Below are 21,505 nucleotides of genomic sequence, written 5' to 3' on the forward strand. Positions count from 1 at the left end.
TCCTTTGAAATATAGTAAGAGCAAAACATACTTAAAATTAGTGATATTGATAATCATTATCACTAATTTTAAAGTGTAAATTTTACCTGAGTGATTGTCAACTGTTTCTTTAAGTTTTTGTTTTACTTTAATGGGTTCTCCAGTGCTCCCCTTCTATTCGCTTCATGCCATTCCTGATAGATTCCTCCAATTTCATAAAAAGCTTTACTAATTGCAGTTGTCAGCTCCTTCGTGATCTCCTTGGTATATTTTAAATGAGTATTTATGTTATCCACTTTATATTTTCGAAGCAGATTTAGATGAGCAATGATGTGAATCGTATCTTCGATGATCCAATAAATCACATCTTCTACATCTTTCGTAGGCTTGTTCAGCATCTGTACGCCTCTTTCGTACATCTGGAGCGTATAACCCCGCTTGCCAACTTGCACATACGGACTAAGATCATCACAAAAATCCGTACGGAAAGGTCGAGTTACATAGTGCTCATACTGGTCTTCATATATCGAAGTTTGTTCAAGCAGTTTAATGGTCATGTCTATAATTTCCCGTTCGTTATACATTTTTTTCATCAGATTTTCCCTTCCTTTCACAATCTTCAACTCATTTTATCAAACAAATAAACGATACATGAATGACCGTTTAATATCATTAAATTACTAGTGTTGCAATAAGAAATGAAACTTATCTTTTACCAACTATTAACAATTCTTGTTGGTGCAAACGATAATTAGAATAGAGGGGATTTTCCCTTCTATATTTCAAACTGGAGGAAACAGGCGAATGAATAGAGTATGGACGAAAGCATCGGCTATTCTATTGGTAGTAGTATCCCTGTTATTCAACGGAACGTACGCGCTCGCAGCTTCGGCAATATCCACTTATGTAGTTACGTTCCAGCAGGCGACCTTGGTATCGAATGATCATGTAGGCAACGAATGGGCGATTGCTGCCCAAGCAGGCGGCAAATCCATTGAGGAAGGCAGTAGCGTGAAGGTCAAGGTCAAACCGGGCGGTAGTATTCAGTTATATGCCTATGCCGAGGAACAGGATAAAATCCCTGACGAGGGCGAAGCCCGCAAAAACGTTAAAGTCTCCACCATTTCTGCCAAAGGTTCTACCGTTAAGCTAAGAGTTACTGTCACTGAAAACCGCGGACGCTATTCAGGCAATCAGGCAGTTTGGGAATTTACGTACAAGATCAAAAAACAATAATAGAACGCAAAAATAGACCGTCACTCCCAGGAGCGGCGGTCTTCATGTTTACAGGGAAAGGAAACTGGGCACGTACCATTTCGGTATGTAGGTTTGAAAGTAATCATACGCCTCCAAAACCTCTTCAGCTCGATGAACCATATCGTCCACTTCTTTTTTACCAAACTGGATTGCCCAGTGGATCGATGAAAGCTGATTGCTCGCAATATACAGAGCCATTAATTTAAAAAATAAATCAGGTACATTGTTATTAAAATAACCGTGGATACGGCCCGAAGCGAATAATGGACTTAATCCTGCACACCAGGTGATGCGGTTGAATTCCTCCCAAGGATCGCCATAATCCAGTCTATTAAAATCAATGATGCCCAGTTCACCAGATGGGGTAACTACCATATTTCCCACATGATAGTCTCCATGCTGAAATGTCTGGGGACGATTTTCTAATAGATAGCGGTGTTGCTCAATAAAGCTAATGGTTTGATCGGCTCCCTTAAAGGGAATGCCGCATGCTTTATAGTTTGTAATATATCTGTTGATTTTGGCATTATAATATTCGGCCCATGGCGCTTGATCTTGCTCCGCAGGGATTTCGTGCATTTTTCTTAATATTACTCCTGCTTGAACCCCGAGTTGATATTGCTGTGCTGCGTTTAACGTGGAAATGACCTTTTCAGCATCTTCCCCTTTGATCCAGGTAAATAAGGAGTATACGGACTGTCCGTTGTTGCAAATCCCAAAATTAAGCGGCCGGGACATTAAAATGCTCTCTATATGATCCAGCTTTTTTACAGCTTCAAACTCACGTTGTTTCTTTTCATATTGGGTGATATCCGCCATTCTCAGCAACAATTCTCTACTGTCGATGGTTTGAACATAGTATTTCATATCTTTTGACCAGCCTTTATGAATCTCTCCCACATTATTCCACGTACTGGAGCCCGCTATTTCACTAAAGATTTGATTCACGCTATGACACCTCCCACGTTAAAATAGCCTTGTATAGAGCTATACCGTTTTAGCAAACATATGCTTTCCATAGTTTACCTTTAAAATGACAGAGGAATCAATCTTCTTACTAGGATATTTCTTTTTTTGCAAAGGTCTTGCACGTAATAGTCAATATGATCCTAAACAAAGCTTCCGTCCATGGCAGCAAAGTTAGTTCCCAACGGGGGCTTAACAACTATTCATCCCACAACCTAAGAATTGCGATATTCCACCTCCTCATTTTATCATCGCATCCTTTAAAACAACTCATCATTCAGAGAGCCCAGTCTAAGCTTTAAATTCATTCATGTAAATGTGAAAATCCAGACATATCTTCGGGGTATTATCCTCTAAAACGAAGAAAAAGCTGTAAATATTCGATATATCGTAACTTTCTAACGTTTAACCAAAGCGTTTTATAGGCTATATTAAATTTTAAGTAATAGGAATAAGAATAGGGAGGTTTATTCATGTTTAAAAATCCTTTTAAGACGTTTGGCGTCATTGGTAATATTGAAGCGGTCTCATATCTGCTGCTTGTATGTATCGCTATGCCGCTTAAATACGCAGCCGGGATGCCGCAAATGGTAAGCTGGGTGGGGATGATCCATGGGGTACTGTTCGTGGCTTATGTAGTTGCGATTGTAGCCATGTTGATTTTTCGCAAATTGACGGTATTACAAGGGCTTATAGCTTTGATTGCCTCGCTGCTGCCGTTTGGTCCTTTCATCTTTGACCGTAAGGTGCTGAAGAAGGCGGAAGCGCGTATGGATCATGCTACTCCTGTTAAATCTACATAGGCACATACAAAAATAATTTTACGTAAAAACACGGCTTTCCGGGCTTCTGTAACCTTGGAAAGCCGTGTTTTTATTTGGTATTGTAAAATGTTACTTTCCGAAATTCTCCAAGCTTTCGTAATAGTCATCTGACGGAGATTGAAAAAGGGGAGCCCCACTTTGTCATGATTTCATTCCTTTATATTATGTAATCTTATAGACAAATCCCCCACTAATCTCTTGGGTAATTTACACTCATAATGTCCATAAAAGGAACTTTGTCCGTTTCACCATTATTCTCTACATGAACCCTGCCCGTTCTTGGGTCCATTTTGACGATCTGCCCGCGGGTTGTTTCTTGACGTCCCCATACGGTCAACACGACTTCGGATTGCTCTTGCTGTGCTTCTGCAAGCTGGTTCCCGATTTCCTCCAGCACAAATTCATCCCGGGTAGGCCGTTTGGCCACCTTCGCCTTTGCCACTTGCTTTCACCCTTCCTTTACTGCAAAATCAAATTCATTCTATTTTACCATACTTTTCATCATTTGGTGCTGGTAATCTGAGTTAAATCGTGTCACTTGCGTATAAAAAAGAACCGATTTTCTCACGAACAAGAAAATCGGCTCTGAAAGCTGGTCAGCCAGAAAGCAATTCCATATCCTTTTTTATTTGATCAGCTGTGGAATATAATCGGCTACATTATAAATAGGTGCGCTGCTCTGCTGAGTAAGGGCCAGAATTAAGGCGCCTTCCAGCATGGAAATAATAAGTACCGCCAGACTATGTGCCTTTTCCTCCGTCCATCCCGCTGTCTGAAGACGTTCCATATAGATATGTTGCCAATCTGTAAACGTATTCACACAGGCACGCCGTAACGATTCGCTGATGCAGGAAGTTTCCGCAGCAGCCCAAAATCCCATAGGCATAAAGCCATTAAAGTTCGTTTGGTCCGCTTCCTCCGCTGTATTGCGGATGAAATCCTGTATGGCGAGCACAGGGTCCTCGTTCCCTGATAACGTTTCTTTCAACTTTTGCTTAATAAACTCATTCCCTCTTCTGATGCACTCCAAAGCCAATTCCTCTTTGCCACGTGGAAAATAATAATAAAGCGAGCCTTTCGGTGAGCCACTCTCCGCAAGAATCTGATTGAGTCCGGTAGCGTGGTAGCCCTGATGAAAAAAGAGCCTCGAAGCGGTTTGTACAATATTTTCATATGATTCGGGTTTAGCAGCCATATACAGCATCCTTCATTAATATAATATTTACAATTTTTATTTTGACAAAAAAATAACTTCATGTTTATTATATATAGACCGATCGTTATAATTCAATACCCATCAATTTATTGGAGGAACAAAAACAACATGAGTACAATGAGTCAAACAAGCGCTCCATCTGATCCTAAGACATTCAAGGTGCTGCCTATTATGATTGCCCTGCTGCTTAGCGGCTTTATCGGAATGTTCAGTGAAACGGCGTTGAACATTGCGCTGAATGATTTGATGCAGATTTTGCACATTACAACAGCAACAGCCCAATGGCTGACCACGGCCTTTCTGCTGACACTCGGTATTTTGGTACCTGTATCGGGCTTGCTGCTTCAAACCTTTACGACAAGACAGCTTTTCGTCACATCACTGCTGTTCTCTATTGCGGGTTGTCTCGTTGCTGCATTAGCACCAAGCTTTACGGTGTTATTGATCGCTCGCATTCTTCAAGCCGTCGGTACGGCGCTCTTATTGCCGTTGATGTTTAATACAATTTTGATCATCTTCCCGGCTGAAAAGAGAGGCGCAGCTATGGGGATCATCGGATTGGTTATTATGTTTGCTCCTGCGGTTGGACCTACGATTGCGGGTCTGGTGCTGCAAAATCTGTCCTGGCACTGGATTTTCTGGATCTCCCTTCCGTTTCTGATTCTTTCGCTGATTTTCGGTATCTTGTTTATGCAAAACGTTTCGGAGATTACAAAGCCGAAAATTGACATTCCATCTATCCTGTTGTCTTCCATTGGCTTCGGTGGTGTCGTGTTCGGTTTCAGTAAATCCGGCGAAGGCGGCGAAGGCTGGGCTAGTCTGGTAGTTTTGCTCCCCCTGATCATCGGCTTGGTATCTTTGATTCTGTTCTCTGTACGCCAGTTAAAAATGAAGCAACCGATGTTGAATTTGCGCGTCTTTAAATATCCGATGTTTGTTATCGGCGTTGTGATGGTCTTCCTGTGTATGATGACGATCCTTTCTACAATGCTGATTCTCCCGCTCTTTTTGCAAAAAGGGCTGGCCCTGTCCGCTCTGTCCGCAGGATTGGTGCTTCTGCCCGGCGGAATTATCAACGGTCTGTTGTCACCCATCATGGGCTCCCTGTTCGATAAATTCGGTCCAAAATGGCTCGTTATTCCGGGACTTGTGATCGTTGCCGCTGTCTTATTCTTCCTGTCAGGCCTTACGACGACATCAGCTATTGTACTCATTATTGTCCTGCATAGCTGCCTGATGATCGGTATTTCCATGATCATGATGCCTGCTCAGACAAACGGCCTAAACCAGCTACCCATGGATCTGTATCCGGACGGAACTGCCATTATGAGCACGCTCCAACAAGTCGCTGGTGCAATCGGTACAGCCGTAGCGGTAAGCATTCTCTCCAAAGGCATGGACAGCTATTTGAGCCAATCCAGTATGCCTGAATCCGTAAATGAAATGGCCAATGCCATGGCAACCGGATCTCAGAATTCATTTTTCTTTGCGATGATCATCAGTGTGATCGGGTTGATCCTTGCGTTTTTCATCCGCAGAGTTCATGTTGAGCATGGCACTGCTAAAGCTCCCATGCATTAATTAATAAATTCTTTATATCTCAAACTAAAAATATCTTAAAAAACTTAAAGGCTGCTAACCAACTCACTATTGGTTAAGCAGCCTTTTTCTTATAACTCTATATACATATTCATACAATTACATATTTACAAAGCTCCCCCATTTGGTTACGATATGATTCATGAAGTAAAGTGTAAAAATTACGATTACTATTAAGGAGGATTCCCTGTTGTTTAAGCGAACGTATTTTAAACTATTTATACCTGCGGTAATGGCGGTGATAATGGCAGCATGCGCTTCATCTCCATCAGCTTCACCCTCTCCATCGGCTGCACCACAAGATAAAAGTGTGACCTTATTGTTCAATGTGCAGAGCCCTTCTATAGATCCTCATGCGGATGTAAATTACACAGCCGTTCGTGCTGGAGTAGGTGAAACACTGATCAAAGTGAACAAGGATCTCAAGCTGGAAGCTTGGCTTGCAGAGAAATGGAACAGCAAGGACGGACAGCACTGGACCTTCAACATCCGACCGGGCGTGAATTTCCATAGCGGTAAAGTCGTCGATGCCGCTGCTGTCAAAGCATCCTTGGAAAGAGCACAGAAGCTCAATGCATCGGTCAAAAATGCGCTGCATATCCGTGATATTCATGCAGACGGACAGATTTTGAGTATTACGACAGACAAGCCTTTCCCGGAATTTGTATCTGAGCTGGTTCATCCGAATACCGCTATTATAGACACCACAGCTACAGGTGACTTCCCATCGGGAACGGGACCGTTCAAGGTTGTCAGTTTCCGTGCCGGAAGTGAACTGAATTTGGATCGCAACGATCAATATTGGAACGGTGAAGTAAAGTTGAAGCATGCGAAGTTCATGTTTAACGAAGACGCCAATGCACGTCAGCTTGCTTTTCAAGCCAAAACTGCTGATATTGTGTATCGCCCGCCAATTGAAAGTCTGGAGCTGCTGAAAGCTGATTCCACCGTTAAGGTTGATTCTCTTCCTAGTCTGCGGACGCATCAACTTATTTACAATATGAACAATACTGATCTGAAAAAGACGCCTGTGCGTAAAGCATTCGATAACCTGATCCATCGGGATGAGATTGCCAACGGTATCATGTCTGGTCAGGGAACCCCTGCTCAAGGCCCGTTCTTGTCGGATTTTCCTTTTTCACCGAAATATATTACGAAAAAGTTTGATTTGAGTGCCGCACGAGAAGGCTTCAAGCAAGCTGGATATACGGTGCAGAACGGAAAAGTTACGAACCCCGACGGCAAGCCACTTCATTTCACATTGTTAACTTACCAGTCGAGAACGGAGCTTCCACTCATTTCACAACTGATTCAGGCGAACGCTAAGGAGCTCGGCATTACGATTGATATCCGTCAGGTTGATAATATTGACGAATATCTTGCCGCTCATCAGGATTGGGATTTGGCGACTTACAGTAGCATTACAGCCCCGCGCGGTGATGCAAGCTATTATCTGAATGCGGCTTACATGCCTGAGGGAGCATTGAATTACGGGCGTGTGCGTGTACCAGAACTGGAGGCTATGATTACACAACTGAACACAACCGTGAATGAGGAACAACGCAACAAGCTGGCGCTGGAGGCTATCACGCTGATTGACCAAGAAAATCTGCAATCCTTTCTGGTCCATCCCAACAACGTAGTGGCCTATCGCAATTACGTACTTAACTGGGTAACAAGCCAAAGTGAATACTACCTGCTGACCCAGGACCTGGATGTGAACTAGTATGCTCAAATCCATCGCCAAAAAGTTTCTTGAACTTGTATTGTTCTTTCTTATTCTTTCCTTTGTGAGCTTCTGTCTGCTTAAGCTTGTTCCGGGCGATCCCGTCCGGAGCATTCTCCGAGTCGATGATGTAGCAGTGTCCAATCAGCAAATTGCGGATATGCGCAGCCAACTGGGGCTGGATCAGCCATTACCTGTGCAATATGGTAAGTGGCTGGTTCAGTTGCTTCAGTTTGATTTTGGACAATCTTATTTAACCCATCGTCCGGTATTTACAGAGTTTATGGAAAAACTGCCTTATACACTTCTGCTGACCGGAGGCTCTCTGTTCATTATGCTGCTGATAGCTCTCCCGTTGGGAACGATGGCTGCGCTGTACCGTAATCGCTGGATTGACAGTGCCAGTCGTGTGTTTGCCTTAATCGGTTCCTCGATTCCTAGTTTTTGGCTGGGCCTTTTGTTTATCGAGTGGTTTGCAGTTAAATTGCGCATTTTTCCGTCTATGGGTGAAGGAAGCATTTTTCATTTGGTACTCCCTTCCCTTACCTTGGGATTGGCAATGGCGGCTGTCTATGTACGAATGATCCGCGCAAGTCTGATTGAAAGCTCGGGGCAAGATTTTATCAAAGCGGCACAAGCCCGTGGAATCAGCCCAGTTCGCATTTTTTTCAGACACATGTTCCGTCACAGTCTTGTTCCACTCATAACGGTATTCAGTGAGAGTATAGGCAGCCTACTGGGGGGCACGGTCGTGATTGAGGTGCTATTCGCCTATCCGGGGCTGGGCAAATGGATTGTAGATGCTATTGCCGCGAGAGATTACCCCATTATTCAGGGCTATACCGTATTTATGGCCATGTTCATTGTATGTATCAATATCTTGGTAGAGCTGTCCTACCGTTGGGTCAATCCTGAAATCGCTTTGAAGGAGAAACGTTTATCATGATAAAATCCGTACATGCGGAAAACAGGTGGCTCACCAGGACACGATTGTCCAAAGCATGGATCGTGTCACTCTCCATCCTGCTCATTCTTGCAGCAATTACAGTCGTTCCGTTCCTTGCTCCGCAAGATCCGTATCGTATCCAGATGGGGAATCGGCTTCAACCAATCAGCGCTACGCACTGGCTGGGAACCGATCATTTGGGAAGAGATGTGTTGTCGAGAGTGATAGCAGGAGTTCAGACGACTGTCGGAACCAGTTTGTTGATTTTGGCCGTTTCACTGGTTGTCGGGGTTCCTCTTGGTCTGCTTTCAGGATTTATTGGAGGCTGGATCGATCGTGTATTCAAACGGGTGGTCGATGCCTTCATGACATTACCTGATTATATTTTTGCCATTGTACTGAGCGGATTGCTCGGACCAGGCTTAGTGAATCTTATTTTCGCGGTGACTGCGGTAAAATGGGTTGGTTATGCACGGCTGGTGCGCAGTACCGTTCTGGCTGAAAAGCAAAAGGATTACATTTCGTTATCCATACTGGCGGGTACCTCCTCTCTGCGGATTGTCATGCGGCATATTCTCCCCCATGCAATTGGGAATGTTTTGGTACTGGCTACGCTGGATATTGGAAAAATCATTTTAATGATTGCCTCCCTATCCTTTTTGGGCTTAGGTCCACAGCCGCCAATTCCCGAATGGGGCACCATGCTGAATGAAGGACGAGTGTATTTTCAAATGGCTCCCCATCTAATGCTGGTTCCCGGGATAGCTGTCGTGCTAACAGTGCTACTGGCGAACGTGCTTGGAGACAAGCTGCGCGACCGTTATGATGTCAAAACCCGGACGGAGGAGTGAACTGCACATGCTGACTATTGAAGGCTTGACGATTCGATCAAAAGCAAAAATAATTGTAGAGCAACTGGGACTTGCCGTTCGTCAGGGGGAATGGTTTGCACTTGCCGGCGAAAGCGGTAGCGGCAAAAGCATGACTGCGTTCGCTATTGGTGGCCTGCTCCCCTCTTCTGTTACAGCGGAAGGTATCATTGCGTGGAAGGACAATAATTTGCTAGCCCTATCCGCTAAACAAAATCGTTCCTTGCTGGGTAGTGAAATATCTTACATTTTTCAAGACTATCACGGGGCCTTCACCCCCTTTCTACGTGTGGGCAGCCAACTGGACGAGCTGATGCGCGCTCACGGCAAACAAGATCGCAAGGCGCGTAAGCAGCGCTGTATCGAGGTGCTGGAGCGCGTACAGCTTCCCGCCGAGCGTGTGTATCGCAGCTATCCGTTCCAGCTCAGCGGCGGTCAATTGCAACGGGCGGCTATTGCGGCTGCACTGCTGCTGGAGCCGAAGTTGCTCATTGCGGACGAGCCAACAACCGCGCTGGATACGCTCACAGCTCATCGGGTGCTCCAGCTTATTGACCAAATCCGGACGGAAACAGGTATTTCCGTCTTGTGGATCACTCACGACCTGCGGCATGTACGCAAGTATGCGGATCGAATCGCAGTGATGCGTGCAGGTTCACTGGTTGAAACTGGCGAAACGCAAGCGGTGCTGAATCATCCGGCCCACCCGTATACACGTCGCCTACTGGCGGCTATTCCGCCGCTGTCTCCGGGCGCTCCAGCACGTTTGCCATACAACAGCACCGAAGAACAGATCGCATCGGAAAGGAGCGCTTTACATGAATGATCAAGCCACTTGCGCTCAGCGGCAAGACACGTCTAATCCTGCCGTTACCGTCTCCGGTCTGACGAAGGCTTACGCGGGAGGCAAAACAGTGCTACAAGATGTTGCACTGTCGATCTCACCCAGAGAATGTCTGGGCGTCGTCGGAGAAAGTGGCAGTGGGAAAAGTACACTCGCTCGCTGTATTTTGACATTGGACCCGTTTGATCAAGGTGAGCTTAGATTGGATGGACAGTCTATCCGGGGGTTAAAGCGGAGCGAATTAAAACGTATTCGCAGCAGGCTGGGTGCGGTATTTCAGCATCCCGCTGCGGCTTTGAACCCCAGACTAACCATCCTGCAATCACTGATGGAACCACTGGACCAGCTCAAGTACTATGTTCCTTCCTTTATGGCGGGTATGCCCTCAGGACGTCGGGATATAGCAGAACATCTGCTTGGTATGGTAAAGCTTCCAGCCAGCTATCTGGATAAGTTTCCACATCAGCTCAGCGGTGGGGAAAAGCAGCGTGTAACCATCGCGCGCGCCATCAGCACTGAGCCGGATTTTATCGTATTGGACGAGCCAACAGCAAGTTTGGATGTGACCACACAAGCCACCGTTTTGAATCTGCTCAAGGATTTACAGGATGAGCTTGGGCTGGCTTATCTGTTTATATCCCATGATCTGGCGGCTGTGCACTTTATGAGTGATCGAATCATGGTCATGAAAGATGGCAGTGTGCTTGAGCATTTTTCCAAAGAAGCATTATTTCATTCGGATCGCCATCCCTATACACAATCGTTACTGGAGGTTTTTTCAACATGTTGCCTTCCCACCGAGCCTATCTTGCTTTAGCTATCCCTTTAATTATTTCGACGATTACAACCCCGCTGCTCGGAGCAGTGGATACAGCTGTAATCGGTCATTTAAGCCATTCCGCGTATTTAGGCGGTGTGGCAGTGGGTACTCTTATTTTCAATACTTTATATTGGTTGTTTGGCTTTCTGCGAGTTAGCACATCAGCTTTCACGGCACAAGCCGCGGGGGCACAAAATAACGACCAGGGCATAGCCGCTCTCATGCGCCCACTGGCCATTGCTTTACTCATCGGTGCGGCATTCATTGTGTTGCAAAAGCCGATCCTGCTAGCTTCTCTACAGTTAATCCATCCTGCTCAGGATGTGGCGGCGCAGGCAGCGATTTATTTTGACATTCGTATTTGGGGAGCCCCTCTTACACTGGTGAACTATGTGCTGCTCGGCTGGCTGATGGGTTTGTCCCGCGTGAAGGCGACATTGTTTTTGCAAATTTCGATGAATGTAATCAATATGGTATTGGCTATTGTATTCACACAAATCATGCATTGGAATGTCACTGGTGTAGCAAGCGCTACTCTGATTGCAGAAGTTCTTGCATGTGTATTTGGTCTTGTGCTGGTGTTCCGTTCATCGATTTGGAGAGAATGGAAGCGAAGCGGGCCGATGAATTGGCGAGAATGGTTTGGAGTCTCAGAGTTGAAAAGTGTCATGGCGACGAACCTTGATCTCATGATTCGTACAGCCTGTCTGCTGACGATGTTTAATCTGTTTACGGCGCGCAGTGCGAGCTTTGGAACCGATCAGTTGGCGGCGAACGCTATTTTGTTGCAGATTCACTACATTATAGCTTACTTTTTTGACGGATTTGCTAACGCCAGCAGCATCATGACGGGGCAGGCCCGTGGTGCCCGAGATCGGAAAATGCTCCAAAGAGTTATCCACTTGTCCTGGTTCTGGACGCTGGTTACCAGCGTAGTGACGGGAGGATTGTATTTGGCACTGAAAGAGCCGCTTATCTCACTGTTTACGGATAATGCTACGGTGATTAGCCTTACAGGCCCTTACAATGGCTGGCTTGTGGCCTTTCCGCTAGCTGCCGGACTGGGACTGGTATTCTACGGTGTGTTTACGGGGATGTTGGTAACGTACCCCATCCGTAATTCTATGATGATTTCATTGGTCTGCTTTTTGATCGCTCTCTTCTGGTGCGTTCCTCATTATGGGAATCATGGACTTTGGCTGTCCTTTATCGTGTTTGCATTAGGACGATCACTGTTTCTTATGATCTACTTGCCTCGGTTGCATAGGATATAACAGCTTTTTTACATCATTATATTTTTAAACACCAAAACACACAAAAATAAGCCGCAAAACCTCGGATTATTGGAGGCTTGCGGCTTTTCTAGCTTTAGAATTTTTCCTTCGGTTTGTAAGATTGGCACACCTAAAAGCAGCGGAAAGGACGGAACGATTGCGGAAAAGCGGTAGCGGTCGCCTTTGTCTCCAGATTTACACCGCGTAGTGTGATTCAATAAATCTGGAGACAACAGCGATTGGAGCAACGTTCCGTTCGCGGAGCGTCCACCACCATGTACGTGGCGTTGGGACATCCTTTTTTATATTTATACACAGGGCTTTCTGTTAGGAGTTTGCAGATACCTCTACTCGCCTTGAGGAACGGTCAAGCCTAGACCTTCGGCTACACGGCGTCCGTATTCAGGATCAGCCTTGTAGAAATGTCCAATCTGACGCAGCTTGATTTCATCACTTTCCACCGGCTTCATCGCACCCACGATGTTTTGTACCAGACGCGCACGCTCTTCTTCGCTGAGCAGACGGTACAGGTCACCCGGTTGAGTGTAATGGTCATGATGGTCATAAGCTACACTTTGAGCTTCGCCCGATACTTCAAAAGGAGCGATTTTGTGCGCTGGTGACTCTTTGGGTCCACCGAGGCTGTTGGGCTCGTAATAGACTGATCCGCCGCCATTGTCGTCACTACGCAATGCACCATCACGTTGATAGTTGTGTACTTCCGCATGCGGTCGGTTGATCGGCAATGAATTGTGATTTGCGCCTACGCGGTAGCGATGTGCGTCTCCATAGGCAAACAGGCGTCCTTGCAGCATTTTATCCGGGGATGCCTCAATACCAGGAACAAATGAACCCGGCGAGAATGTCGCCTGCTCTACTTCAGCAAAATAGTTCTCAGGATTGCGATCCAGCACCATGCGTCCCACCTCGATCAACGGGTAATCCTTTTGAGACCATACTTTTGTCACATCGAATGGATCAAAGCGGTATGTGTCCGAATCCTCTAAAGGCATAATTTGTACATGAAGCTTCCATGCAGGGAAGTCGCCCTTGTCAATGGCATTAAACAGATCTTCGGTATGATAATCCGGGTTTTCACCGGCAATTTTGGCAGCCAGATCTACATCGAGATTTTGTACGCCTTGCTCTGTTTTAAAATGATATTTCACCCATACCGCCTGTCCTTCGGCATTGACCCACTTGAACGTGTGACTACCGAATCCATGCATATGTCTGAGTGTAGCGGGAATGCCGCGATCGGACATCAGAATACTTACTTGATGCAGCGATTCAGGAGATAAGGACCAGAAATCCCAAACGGCATTAGGGTTTTTTAGATGGGTTTGGGGGTGACGTTTTTGCGTATGAATAAAGTCCGGAAATTTGATAGCGTCCCGGATGAAAAATACGGGTGTGTTGTTGCCTACAAGATCGTAGTTGCCTTCCTCGGTATAAAACTTCACCGCAAAACCACGCGGGTCGCGTACCGTATCGGACGAGCCTTGCTCACCGGCAACCGTAGAAAAACGGATAAACATCGGTGTGCGCTTGCCCACCTCAGATAAAAAGCTTGCTTTTGTATAGGCAGATAAATCATTAGTGACTTCAAAATATCCGTGCGCCCCTGCGCCCTTGGCATGAACCACGCGCTCCGGCACACGTTCCCTGTTAAAATGCGCGAGCTTTTCCAGCAGATGCACATCCTGAATCAATGTAGGCCCGCGTGATCCAGCCGTTATGGAATTTTGATTATCACCGACAGGAGCGCCCCAGCTGGTAGTCAGGTTGGTTGGTTGTTTACTCATCATTGAAATCACCTCTTGAATGAATTGGTTGGCTATGTGCTGTAATCAAAAAAACCTCCCGCCTCTGGTGCCGAATATCTGAAAAAACCTGGGGGAAATTCAGACGGCTTCAAGATCGAGAGGTCTATTCTATTTAACCATAAATTACATTTTAGATAATGAAGATTTCAGGAAGATTTGAAAAAGGTTTGACGAAGATTAGAGCAATAGCTGCTCCCTGTCGAGAAAATCCAGTATATCCTGAACCGACTGGCTAATCTCCCGGCCTTCAGTGGATACGATGAGTTCAGGCTCCAAAGGTGCCTCGTAAGGCGCATCAATACCAGTAAAATGGCGTATTTCTCCGGCTCTTGCCTTCTTGTACATGCCTTTGGGATCACGTCGCTCGCATTCCTCCAGACTGCACTGGATATAGATTTCATAACAGCCTTCCTGCTGTAAAATATCCTTTACCATTTCACGATCCTCACGATAAGGTGAGATCGTAGCGCAAATCGTTAGCACCCCCGCATGTGACATCAGCTTCGCTACTTCAGCAATACGACGGATGTTTTCTTTGCGGTCAGCGGGCAGGAAACCCAGATTGCGATTTAAACCATGCCGAACATTATCCCCATCCAAAATAAACGTGTGTATGCCTCGTGCAAATAATGCTTTTTCCAGTGTGGAGGATACCGTTGATTTTCCCGAGCCAGACAGCCCTGTAAACCAAAGTACCGGGCTTTTATGCCCATTCATAAGCTGGCGCGCTTGCTTGTCAACGTCTGACGCATGCCAGGTGACGTTCGAATTTGGATTCATTCAGCACTCTCCTTATTCATAACTTATCACTGTATATGGTTTTTGAAACACGTCCCTCAGTTTTAGGAAAGACCGTGTTTAAAGGCGTTCAAGGTACGCTGCCCTGCTGTGTGATCCAGCACCGCAAAAACAATCCGGTCAAACAACAATCCATATCCTTCATCTACAAGCACTTGCTTGAACCAGACAGCAACCTCTTCCGGCTTATTGCGGAATACCCCACAGCCATAGGCTCCCAGCACAAGATGCTCTACCCCGTTTTGCGCAGCCAAACTGAGTATGTAACGAATACGCTCCAACATCACTTCACCAATCCGATTCACCTGCTCTGGCTCCCTTTCTCGCACGACTCCAGCATTAACAGCAGGGGCGGTCAGGAAATCGACTTGATACGGCTTTTCCAGCAATGTTCCCTGATCATCCCGAAATGCAGGGACTTCAGGCGAATAAATCATATAATCTGAATAAAAACAACTCCGCAGCTTCCGATTATGTTGATACATCTCTTCCATTTGTGAAATGCAAGGATACAACGCTGACGAACGAGCCAAGCTTTCCTCTTGGGCCTGGCTGCCTCCGAGAAATCCGCCCCCCGGGTTTTTAGCTGATGCAAAATTCAAACACGCCACGTGGGCCAGCTTCTCCTCGACCTGGAGTCTGTATGCCGCCTGCAATGTACTTTCTCCCGTAATTTCCATCTTTGCAATGATCGCCTGTTCGTCTACGCGGGAAGAAGGCCCCAATATGCTTTTTATTCTTTCCTCCGCCTCTTGCTTTACAGCTACAAGCTGGGACGGTGCATATAGCTTCGAGCCTGTAATGGCATTGCTTACCTCTTGTGCAATATTCACTTGTGCCTGTTTGGTATTCGTATAATATCCATTCTCCAAAATAGATAGCGTTTCCTGCGCCATATGTGATCGAGCATCCCGGTTGCTCCGGGGGTTCATGGTATGTTTCATCATGGCTATTCCTCCTTTTGCAGTACATCCTCACGCAGTTTCGTCAATATTTCTCCAAGCCAATTGGTGCCTCGCCATGATTTGCGGTTCCGTATGCGGGCATCATTTTCAGCCAATCCTACACCCCAAATCGTGTCCGTCGGACTGGCTTCAACCAGTGTAGTTCCTTTCGTTTTGAGCAGGTGCTTAAGCAAATTCGGATTTTGCGTAAATTTGGCGTAGTTGCCGTCGTACACAAATTGTCGGCAATTCGCCTCCCACAAGGATTGATCAAATCCCCGCACACTACGGCCACGGGCTTTTTGCTCCCGAGGAGTAGATGCTTGCATAATTTTGCTGGCTACCTCTTCATCCCCAAAAAGCTGTGCTTTTTTAAACATCATATATTGCTCCGCGCAGTTAAATTCCAATTCATTCACGATAAACACAGAGGGATACCATTGCGAAAATGGCGACTGACTGCGATAAAAAAATGTAAACTTCTCCACGTTAATTCCTCATTTCATATGACTCATGCTACATAAAACGCGACCGGGGCTTGAAGCGGTATAGCTTGGACGGACGATGTCCAGCCGCCTTTCTGTATTCATTCGTTTCTTCCACGAGTTCGGCTATTTTACGACGGAAGGCTGCGGCCAACAGCTCCTTACCCAGAATAATTTCATATACCTGTTGAAGCTCGCTCAATGTAAACAGGGCTGGCATCAGGTGAAAAGCAATATCTGTATATTCTATTTTGCTGCGCAAACGCTCGATGCCGTACACAATAATTTTGGCATGGTCAAAAGCAATTCCTTGGGATTCCAGCACTTCTCGCTTGACCTCAATGGTTTTCCCCTTGAGAATTTCAGTCACTTTTACTTTGGCTGACAGGTGAATGTCCCCATGCTTCAATGTAATATCAATGTCTTGTTCCCATCTGTAACCATCCGGCTGATTCGTCCGTGTCTCCTGAGCCACACTGTAGCCCAGCTCAAACCATTGGGCATCCGCAGCATCATCTCCGGCTTGTACCTCCAGTGAATCGTGATCTACCAATGCCATGTAAGCGCAACTGATGACCCGCATACGAGGATCACGTGCTACATCTCCCCACGTATATAGCTGCTCCATATAAATCCGGTCTACATTCGTTTCTGTCTTAAGCTCACGTCGTGCAGCCTCTTCCAGGCTTTCATCTATCCCTACAAAGCCGCCTGGCAACGCCCATTGTCCCAGAAACGGGTGCTCCCCCCTCTGGATCAGAAGTAGCTGGAGTGTCTTCTCCGGCAGTTTGCGGTAATTGTGCTGGAGCTGATCCATCACGGTAAAAAGCAGCATATCCACCGTTACCGATGGACGCTCATACTGATTGGCATCATATGCGGCCAAAAATTGTTCCTCCGATAAGCCGTTATGCTTGTGCTTCGATATATCTGTCACTTGCGTCACCTGCCTGTTCATATATGGGTAATAGTCGCTTTCTAAATCAAGCAGCGAAAACAGCCTATGTAAACATTTTTTTTATTTTAACTAAATGATAAAAACAAAATGTTAATATCAATACAATAATATATAATTCCAAATTCGTCAACAGGGTTAAAAGCCCTATTTTTATTCAGGTAATAGTTCTATTCAACTGTTTACGGAATTTCGCTTGTTGATGGTTGTCATATAATGTATGATGTTTTGGTCAATACAGGAAATGAACCACATACTAAACCTACGTAGGGAGAAGATCGAATTGTCTAACCAGTTTAACCCGCAACACAATCAACAAGGAGCACCATCCAGACCAGCACCTGTTTACCCGCCTCCTGTATCATTCAAGGAGTGGATGATTAGCATGCTGCTGTTGGCTATTCCGGTAGTTGGACTTATTATGCTGTTTGTGTGGGCTTTCAGCGGCTCTACTAATCCGAGCAAAGCAAACTATGCTAAAGCAGCTCTTCTTTGGGCCGCTATCGTAGTCGTGATTTATATTATTATTGGTATTGCTCTGTTGCCTGCTATCATAAGTTCATTGAATTCAAGCAACTACTATTGATTCCAAGTACATAGCTAAGAACCTCCTGATACATCAACCTGATGCATTAGAAGGTTCTTACACTAAACTGTCGATCCCGTCGGCAGTTTTTTATTTGTTTTGTTTTCGCTTTACTCCTTAATTTTCACAGCGTAGCGATTCATCATTCCCGGCATCCCCTGAAAGTCAAGTCTGCCATGGGCGATCAACTGTTGAATCCGGTATTCCCAAAAAGTGTCGCTTCTTGGCTGCGACCACTGCGTTAAAGCTTCACCTATTATTTTTCCGGTATTTACAAATTCCTGACTACCCTCTAACTGTAGCCTGGCAATCATATCCAGCAAAGCCTGATCAAAATAATAATCCGGTACATGAACAATACGGTCATTGTCCCATATTCTCAGTACACTCTCTTGCTCATTAAGCTCCAGCCACTCCCGTTCGTATCGTCGGCGGTCTTCGATAGACACAACATGAGATTCGTGTTCACTTCGCTTAATGAAGCTTTCAATTTCTTTTGAATGCACCACGCCCATAGATACAGGGTATCGACTTTCAGTATATAAGCGATCATCCGGGTCCCTCTCCAAGGTTTCCGTGACATTAATGACCCGAATAGGCGTGGCTCTGTTACGCAGGAGATATAGCGCAAAACGTAATCCGGCCTGCTCGTCAGCATTAGAGCCACACCAGATCGTGATCGACTTGTTCGTTGAAAATAAAGTTCTAGACTGGAGTTGTTGATCTAATGTGGTTTTTCAATTATTAATTTGGCAGCCTTCGCAAAATAAGTTTTAGACTGTTCCAATAAAGTAAGCAGCGGCGGACTAAGACGTGAAAATAAAGTCTTAGACTGCCACTGCTGTTTCAGCCTGATATTGAACTAACATTCCCCAGTTAGCGTAACGATTAGTTAATCGAACACTCAGTTAACATTTGATTTCGACGGAAAGTGATTGTTCCTAATGTTAAGTCAACAGAAACTCTACTACTTCAGCCTTCAGCGTTTCGTGAAATTGCACGCGATCAAAGCCGGGCGGGTCTTGCGAGGGGGGAAAGGCTGGTGAAATCATCTCAGCTGGGAAAGGAGTCAGGAAGGAATAATGTCCGGCATTCTCCACCGTCCGATAGCGAATCATTTGCGGTTCAGCAACACTATTCATGATGATCTGCGCGTGAAAAGGAAGTGCGTAAGGGTCTCGCTCGGCATCCAACATGAGAATGGGGAGCCGAACGTTGTTTAATGCTCCCTCATTACGGAACCAAACGGACGCCGGGGCTAGCAAAATCAGGGACCGGATGCGTGAATCATGAGGGACATCGATCTGCTGCGGCTTCCCATCCGGGCTCTCAGTAGGGAAGGAGGTCGGGATACCGCCAGCTGCTGCAAGCGCGGTGTAGCCCCCCATGGAATGCCCGATGACCGAATGGCCTCCCGGCTGTAGAAGCCCCTTAAACCTCTCATCTTCAAAAAACCAGTCGGCTGCCATGCGAAGGTGCCGGGGGCGATAGGTGAGGTTTTGGACAGTACCTTCCAAACTATTATCATTGCGGTTATTAAATGGATGTTCGAGAAGGCCAACGATAAAGCCGCTGCGCGCCAAATGCCGAGCGAGCGACCGGTACACAAGCGGTGAACCGCCTGTACCGTGTGAAATGAGGACTAGTCTAAATTTTCCCTCCAGCGGCGCTGCGTCTCTGGCCACTTCCAACGAGTACGGCCCTAACCTATCAGTCTGTTCCGGTGCATCTGTCGGATACATCACGATCATGGGAACGGTCACCTTCAATGCGTTGTCGGTAATTTGTACCTCACAGCAACCTGCATATCCTTCAACAATGTCTTCTATTTTGTTCATCTTGATTTCTTCCTCTCCTTGAGCTACATGCTCCTATTATGGCGAGCCAACGGGAATATATATGTCTAATACCGAATCCTCGTTCATCGGTCCTAGATATCGATGGTCGTAACGCACAAACTCCGGGCAATTAGTACGAACGTTGCCTGACTGGGGTAACCAGGTTTCATAAATGTACTGGAATGTATCGTTGAGTCTCGATAATGTCCCCTTATGAGTAAAAACCGCATAAGTTACAGCTGGGAGCAGCTTAGCGACCATTCCCAAGGGAACTACACTCTCCTCGCCAGCCACCTCGACACAAGCGATATACGTGACTTCCCATTGCCTACCTGTAAGTTCAATGACCGCATAAAATATGTCTTCCGTATCCGGCTTTCGCTCAATTTCAAACAAACGCTGCCTAAAGCTCCGCCATAGCTTTCCGACTTCGTCCGAATTGACACCCGGTATCGACATGCCGACCAGATGCAGCTTATTCAGGCAGACAATAGCTGGCACGAGGGAGACGCTCTTATTCAAATGCTGTAGCCCCACTTTATCCAAAGGAAGCTTCTCCATTGCCCGGAACAGCGTGTCCTTCATGTCCCTTTGCTTTCGAAATTGTCCAGGCGAGATGGAGAACATTTTCCCAAAGGCTCGGGCGAAGGATTCCTGAGACTCGAACCGGTACAGGATGGCAATATCTATGATCCTTTGGTTGGTATAAAATAAATCGTATGCTGCTTGTGTCAATCTCCGCTTGCGTATGTACTCCGAGACGGAGTTTCTCGTAACCGATAGGAAGATCCGGTGAAAATGGTACGGCGAATAGCCCGCAGCCTCCATAACCTTGGTGCTTAATCTCTCATCGGTCAGATGATCCTCAATATAGGTAATGGCCTTGATTACCAAATCCTTATAATTCACTTTAATACCTCCATATCGATATACTCACTTTACGACAGATGGAACGCTCTGTTTTGATATTTTTTGCGGAATTTCACTTTACTCAACAGCTAACATTACTTTCCAAGCGCAGATAGTTTCCTGATCAGCCACACTCTTCGGTTCGCCAAAAGAGCGATCTCTGGAAATTGCTCAGTCTCGCTGGTTTTAAACAAATCTGCCCGTCCCTCGGTTAATGATGCATCGTTAGTCTAAGACTTTATTTTCCTGGTCTACATCTTTATTTTCTTAGTCTACAACTTTATCTTCCAGTCTATTACTTTATTTTCTTTCTACACGACTTATCATCAGGAATTTCATTAAGAGTCGCTATCATCGGCTCAATACGATGATCCCAATTCGCGTAATGGAAAGACTCATAATGCACCATCCGTTCAGCCAACCAGTTGTGACGATTCTCTTGTCCTTCTGGTGTTCCCAGTTTCCATAAAGGCCCTATGGAAAACGGATCATTAAAAGACAGCACAATACTTTCATGTCGTAATCCTGCACCCGAAAGGCCTACCTTCATGGAGCCAGCGGCTGATTGAGAGAACAATAGATGCACATGCCTCTCCCGAGTGCGCTCATGCTGCAGACGCTCATTTCTGCTTGTCTCCACATCGTTTGCCCACTGTTCCAATATAGGATTAGCCCATTCAGGATTTTTGTCTGATAAGGCTACAGCCTGCTCCAGCACACTACGTACGAAACCTCTAAGTCTTCGACCATTCGATATCTCATTATAGTCTCCATCAAAATTCGGTTCATTGTCAGATGACAAATCAACGACCTCCTTTCATTTAATCAAGTAAAGCTTGTCTTT

23 protein-coding genes and 1 pseudogene are annotated in these 21,505 nt (G+C 45.8%); 10 read left to right on the forward strand and 14 right to left on the reverse strand.

Annotated elements, in window-relative coordinates:
- Nucleotides 1-122: 122 nt before the first annotated feature.
- Complete coding sequence (locus tag L696_RS0122785) at nt 123-572, reverse strand: Imm63 family immunity protein (protein ID WP_025685705.1); 450 nt, start codon at nt 570-572, stop codon at nt 123-125.
- 211 nt (nt 573-783) lie between these two features.
- On the opposite strand from L696_RS0122785, the gene L696_RS0122790 reads away from it, so the two are divergent.
- Entirely contained in the window at nt 784-1,215 is a 432-nt protein-coding gene (locus L696_RS0122790; protein WP_025685706.1) for a hypothetical protein, read from the forward strand.
- Between the two features lie 48 nt (nt 1,216-1,263).
- On the opposite strand, the gene L696_RS0122795 is transcribed toward L696_RS0122790, so the two are convergent.
- Nucleotides 1,264-2,184, reverse strand: coding sequence for an aminoglycoside phosphotransferase family protein (locus L696_RS0122795; protein ID WP_025685707.1), 921 nt, complete (start codon nt 2,182-2,184; stop codon nt 1,264-1,266).
- Between the two features lie 491 nt (nt 2,185-2,675).
- Between L696_RS0122795 and L696_RS0122800 the strand changes: the two genes are divergently transcribed.
- Entirely contained in the window at nt 2,676-3,005 is a 330-nt protein-coding gene (locus tag L696_RS0122800; RefSeq protein ID WP_025685708.1) for a DUF3817 domain-containing protein, read from the forward strand.
- Nucleotides 3,006-3,216: 211 nt separating this feature from the next.
- Here L696_RS0122800 and L696_RS0122805 read toward each other — a convergent pair whose 3' ends face one another.
- Together L696_RS0122805 and L696_RS0122810 are read right to left on the reverse strand one after the other, a co-directional pair.
- Nucleotides 3,217-3,468 carry a YolD-like family protein gene (locus L696_RS0122805; RefSeq protein WP_025685709.1) on the reverse strand — a complete coding sequence of 84 codons (252 nt, stop codon included), beginning with the start codon at nt 3,466-3,468 and terminating at the stop codon, nt 3,217-3,219.
- A gap of 183 nt (nt 3,469-3,651) precedes the next feature.
- Nucleotides 3,652-4,221, reverse strand: a complete 570-nt coding sequence (locus L696_RS0122810; protein ID WP_025685710.1) for a TetR/AcrR family transcriptional regulator — start codon at nt 4,219-4,221, stop codon at nt 3,652-3,654.
- A gap of 138 nt (nt 4,222-4,359) precedes the next feature.
- Between L696_RS0122810 and L696_RS0122815 the strand changes: the two genes are divergently transcribed.
- The 7 genes from L696_RS0122815 to L696_RS0122845 all read left to right on the forward strand — a co-directional run bounded on the left by L696_RS0122815 (nt 4,360) and on the right by L696_RS0122845 (nt 12,320).
- The gene (locus L696_RS0122815) at nt 4,360-5,823 is read left to right on the forward strand and encodes a DHA2 family efflux MFS transporter permease subunit (RefSeq protein WP_025685711.1); all 1,464 of its coding nucleotides are present in this window, start codon (nt 4,360-4,362) and stop codon (nt 5,821-5,823) included.
- A gap of 208 nt (nt 5,824-6,031) precedes the next feature.
- Nucleotides 6,032-7,567 (forward strand): nickel ABC transporter substrate-binding protein, encoded by a 1,536-nt coding sequence (gene nikA / locus L696_RS0122820; protein ID WP_025685712.1) that lies wholly within the window; start codon nt 6,032-6,034, stop codon nt 7,565-7,567.
- A 1-nt stretch (nt 7,568) separates the two neighbouring features.
- Nucleotides 7,569-8,513 (forward strand): nickel ABC transporter permease, encoded by a 945-nt coding sequence (nikB, locus tag L696_RS0122825; RefSeq protein ID WP_025685713.1) that lies wholly within the window; start codon nt 7,569-7,571, stop codon nt 8,511-8,513.
- The gene (nikC, locus tag L696_RS0122830) at nt 8,510-9,364 is read left to right on the forward strand and encodes a nickel transporter permease (protein ID WP_025685714.1); all 855 of its coding nucleotides are present in this window, start codon (nt 8,510-8,512) and stop codon (nt 9,362-9,364) included. The genes nikB and nikC overlap by 4 nt, the downstream gene beginning before the upstream one ends.
- Before the next feature lie 7 nt (nt 9,365-9,371).
- Nucleotides 9,372-10,208 carry an ABC transporter ATP-binding protein gene (locus L696_RS0122835; RefSeq protein WP_025685715.1) on the forward strand — a complete coding sequence of 279 codons (837 nt, stop codon included), beginning with the start codon at nt 9,372-9,374 and terminating at the stop codon, nt 10,206-10,208.
- Nucleotides 10,201-11,043, forward strand: a complete 843-nt coding sequence (locus tag L696_RS0122840; RefSeq protein WP_025685716.1) for an ABC transporter ATP-binding protein — start codon at nt 10,201-10,203, stop codon at nt 11,041-11,043. The genes L696_RS0122835 and L696_RS0122840 overlap by 8 nt, the downstream gene beginning before the upstream one ends.
- Nucleotides 11,010-12,320: an MATE family efflux transporter gene (locus tag L696_RS0122845; RefSeq protein ID WP_025685717.1), complete on the forward strand. Its 1,311-nt coding sequence runs from the start codon at nt 11,010-11,012 to the stop codon at nt 12,318-12,320. The genes L696_RS0122840 and L696_RS0122845 overlap by 34 nt, the downstream gene beginning before the upstream one ends.
- Before the next feature lie 347 nt (nt 12,321-12,667).
- Here the strand turns inward: L696_RS0122845 and katA are convergent, their stop codons facing one another.
- The 5 genes from katA to L696_RS0122870 form a co-directional block, all read right to left on the reverse strand.
- Nucleotides 12,668-14,125 (reverse strand): catalase KatA, encoded by a 1,458-nt coding sequence (katA, locus tag L696_RS0122850; protein ID WP_025685718.1) that lies wholly within the window; start codon nt 14,123-14,125, stop codon nt 12,668-12,670.
- A gap of 198 nt (nt 14,126-14,323) precedes the next feature.
- Nucleotides 14,324-14,926, reverse strand: coding sequence for an adenylyl-sulfate kinase (gene cysC / locus L696_RS0122855; RefSeq protein ID WP_025685719.1), 603 nt, complete (start codon nt 14,924-14,926; stop codon nt 14,324-14,326).
- Nucleotides 14,927-14,988: 62 nt separating this feature from the next.
- Nucleotides 14,989-15,888, reverse strand: coding sequence for a TIGR02452 family protein (locus tag L696_RS0122860; protein WP_025685720.1), 900 nt, complete (start codon nt 15,886-15,888; stop codon nt 14,989-14,991).
- 5 nt (nt 15,889-15,893) lie between these two features.
- Nucleotides 15,894-16,376: a riboflavin biosynthesis intermediates N-glycosidase gene (locus tag L696_RS0122865; RefSeq protein ID WP_025685721.1), complete on the reverse strand. Its 483-nt coding sequence runs from the start codon at nt 16,374-16,376 to the stop codon at nt 15,894-15,896.
- 28 nt (nt 16,377-16,404) lie between these two features.
- Nucleotides 16,405-17,331: an NUDIX hydrolase gene (locus L696_RS0122870; RefSeq protein ID WP_425339343.1), complete on the reverse strand. Its 927-nt coding sequence runs from the start codon at nt 17,329-17,331 to the stop codon at nt 16,405-16,407.
- Nucleotides 17,332-17,572: 241 nt separating this feature from the next.
- Here L696_RS0122870 and L696_RS31580 point away from each other — a divergent pair, with 241 nt between their 5' ends.
- Nucleotides 17,573-17,914 (forward strand): hypothetical protein, encoded by a 342-nt coding sequence (locus L696_RS31580; RefSeq protein WP_209440998.1) that lies wholly within the window; start codon nt 17,573-17,575, stop codon nt 17,912-17,914.
- Nucleotides 17,915-18,024: 110 nt separating this feature from the next.
- Here the strand turns inward: L696_RS31580 and L696_RS32145 are convergent, their stop codons facing one another.
- The 5 genes and pseudogenes from L696_RS32145 to L696_RS0122895 all read right to left on the reverse strand — a co-directional run bounded on the left by L696_RS32145 (nt 18,025) and on the right by L696_RS0122895 (nt 21,463).
- Nucleotides 18,025-18,363 carry a DUF3658 domain-containing protein gene (locus L696_RS32145; RefSeq protein ID WP_245233427.1) on the reverse strand — a complete coding sequence of 113 codons (339 nt, stop codon included), beginning with the start codon at nt 18,361-18,363 and terminating at the stop codon, nt 18,025-18,027.
- Nucleotides 18,364-18,504: 141 nt separating this feature from the next.
- A pseudogene (locus L696_RS32400) lies at nt 18,505-18,627 on the reverse strand (DUF1835 domain-containing protein); the annotation flags it as partial.
- A gap of 234 nt (nt 18,628-18,861) precedes the next feature.
- Nucleotides 18,862-19,752 (reverse strand): alpha/beta hydrolase family protein, encoded by an 891-nt coding sequence (locus L696_RS0122885; RefSeq protein WP_025685725.1) that lies wholly within the window; start codon nt 19,750-19,752, stop codon nt 18,862-18,864.
- A gap of 36 nt (nt 19,753-19,788) precedes the next feature.
- Nucleotides 19,789-20,661: a GyrI-like domain-containing protein gene (locus L696_RS0122890; RefSeq protein ID WP_025685726.1), complete on the reverse strand. Its 873-nt coding sequence runs from the start codon at nt 20,659-20,661 to the stop codon at nt 19,789-19,791.
- Nucleotides 20,662-20,956: 295 nt separating this feature from the next.
- On the reverse strand, nt 20,957-21,463 hold the full coding sequence (locus L696_RS0122895; protein ID WP_025685727.1) for a DUF1835 domain-containing protein: 507 nt from the start codon (nt 21,461-21,463) through the stop codon (nt 20,957-20,959).
- Between the last annotated feature and the right edge of the window lie 42 nt (nt 21,464-21,505).

This window comes from Paenibacillus maysiensis, assembly GCF_000520815.1.
Lineage (GTDB): Bacteria > Bacillota > Bacilli > Paenibacillales > Paenibacillaceae > Paenibacillus > Paenibacillus maysiensis.

Bases quoted from the DNA above. Each gene is read 5' to 3' on its own strand.
- L696_RS0122800 (WP_025685708.1), top strand. From the start codon at position 2,676: ATGTTTAAAAATCCTTTTAAGACGTTTGGCGTCATTGGTAATATTGAA.
- nikC (WP_025685714.1), top strand. From the start codon at position 8,510: ATGATAAAATCCGTACATGCGGAAAACAGGTGGCTCACCAGGACACGA.
- katA (WP_025685718.1), bottom strand. From the start codon at position 14,125: ATGAGTAAACAACCAACCAACCTGACTACCAGCTGGGGCGCTCCTGTC.
- L696_RS0122810 (WP_025685710.1), bottom strand. From the start codon at position 4,221: ATGGCTGCTAAACCCGAATCATATGAAAATATTGTACAAACCGCTTCG.
- L696_RS0122835 (WP_025685715.1), top strand. From the start codon at position 9,372: ATGCTGACTATTGAAGGCTTGACGATTCGATCAAAAGCAAAAATAATT.
- L696_RS0122885 (WP_025685725.1), bottom strand. From the start codon at position 19,752: ATGAACAAAATAGAAGACATTGTTGAAGGATATGCAGGTTGCTGTGAG.
- nikB (WP_025685713.1), top strand. From the start codon at position 7,569: ATGCTCAAATCCATCGCCAAAAAGTTTCTTGAACTTGTATTGTTCTTT.
- L696_RS0122790 (WP_025685706.1), top strand. From the start codon at position 784: ATGAATAGAGTATGGACGAAAGCATCGGCTATTCTATTGGTAGTAGTA.
- L696_RS0122840 (WP_025685716.1), top strand. From the start codon at position 10,201: ATGAATGATCAAGCCACTTGCGCTCAGCGGCAAGACACGTCTAATCCT.
- L696_RS0122870 (WP_425339343.1), bottom strand. From the start codon at position 17,331: ATGAACAGGCAGGTGACGCAAGTGACAGATATATCGAAGCACAAGCAT.
- cysC (WP_025685719.1), bottom strand. From the start codon at position 14,926: ATGAATCCAAATTCGAACGTCACCTGGCATGCGTCAGACGTTGACAAG.
- L696_RS31580 (WP_209440998.1), top strand. From the start codon at position 17,573: ATGAACCACATACTAAACCTACGTAGGGAGAAGATCGAATTGTCTAAC.
- L696_RS0122845 (WP_025685717.1), top strand. From the start codon at position 11,010: ATGTTGCCTTCCCACCGAGCCTATCTTGCTTTAGCTATCCCTTTAATT.
- L696_RS0122785 (WP_025685705.1), bottom strand. From the start codon at position 572: ATGAAAAAAATGTATAACGAACGGGAAATTATAGACATGACCATTAAA.
- L696_RS0122860 (WP_025685720.1), bottom strand. From the start codon at position 15,888: ATGAAACATACCATGAACCCCCGGAGCAACCGGGATGCTCGATCACAT.
- L696_RS0122815 (WP_025685711.1), top strand. From the start codon at position 4,360: ATGAGTCAAACAAGCGCTCCATCTGATCCTAAGACATTCAAGGTGCTG.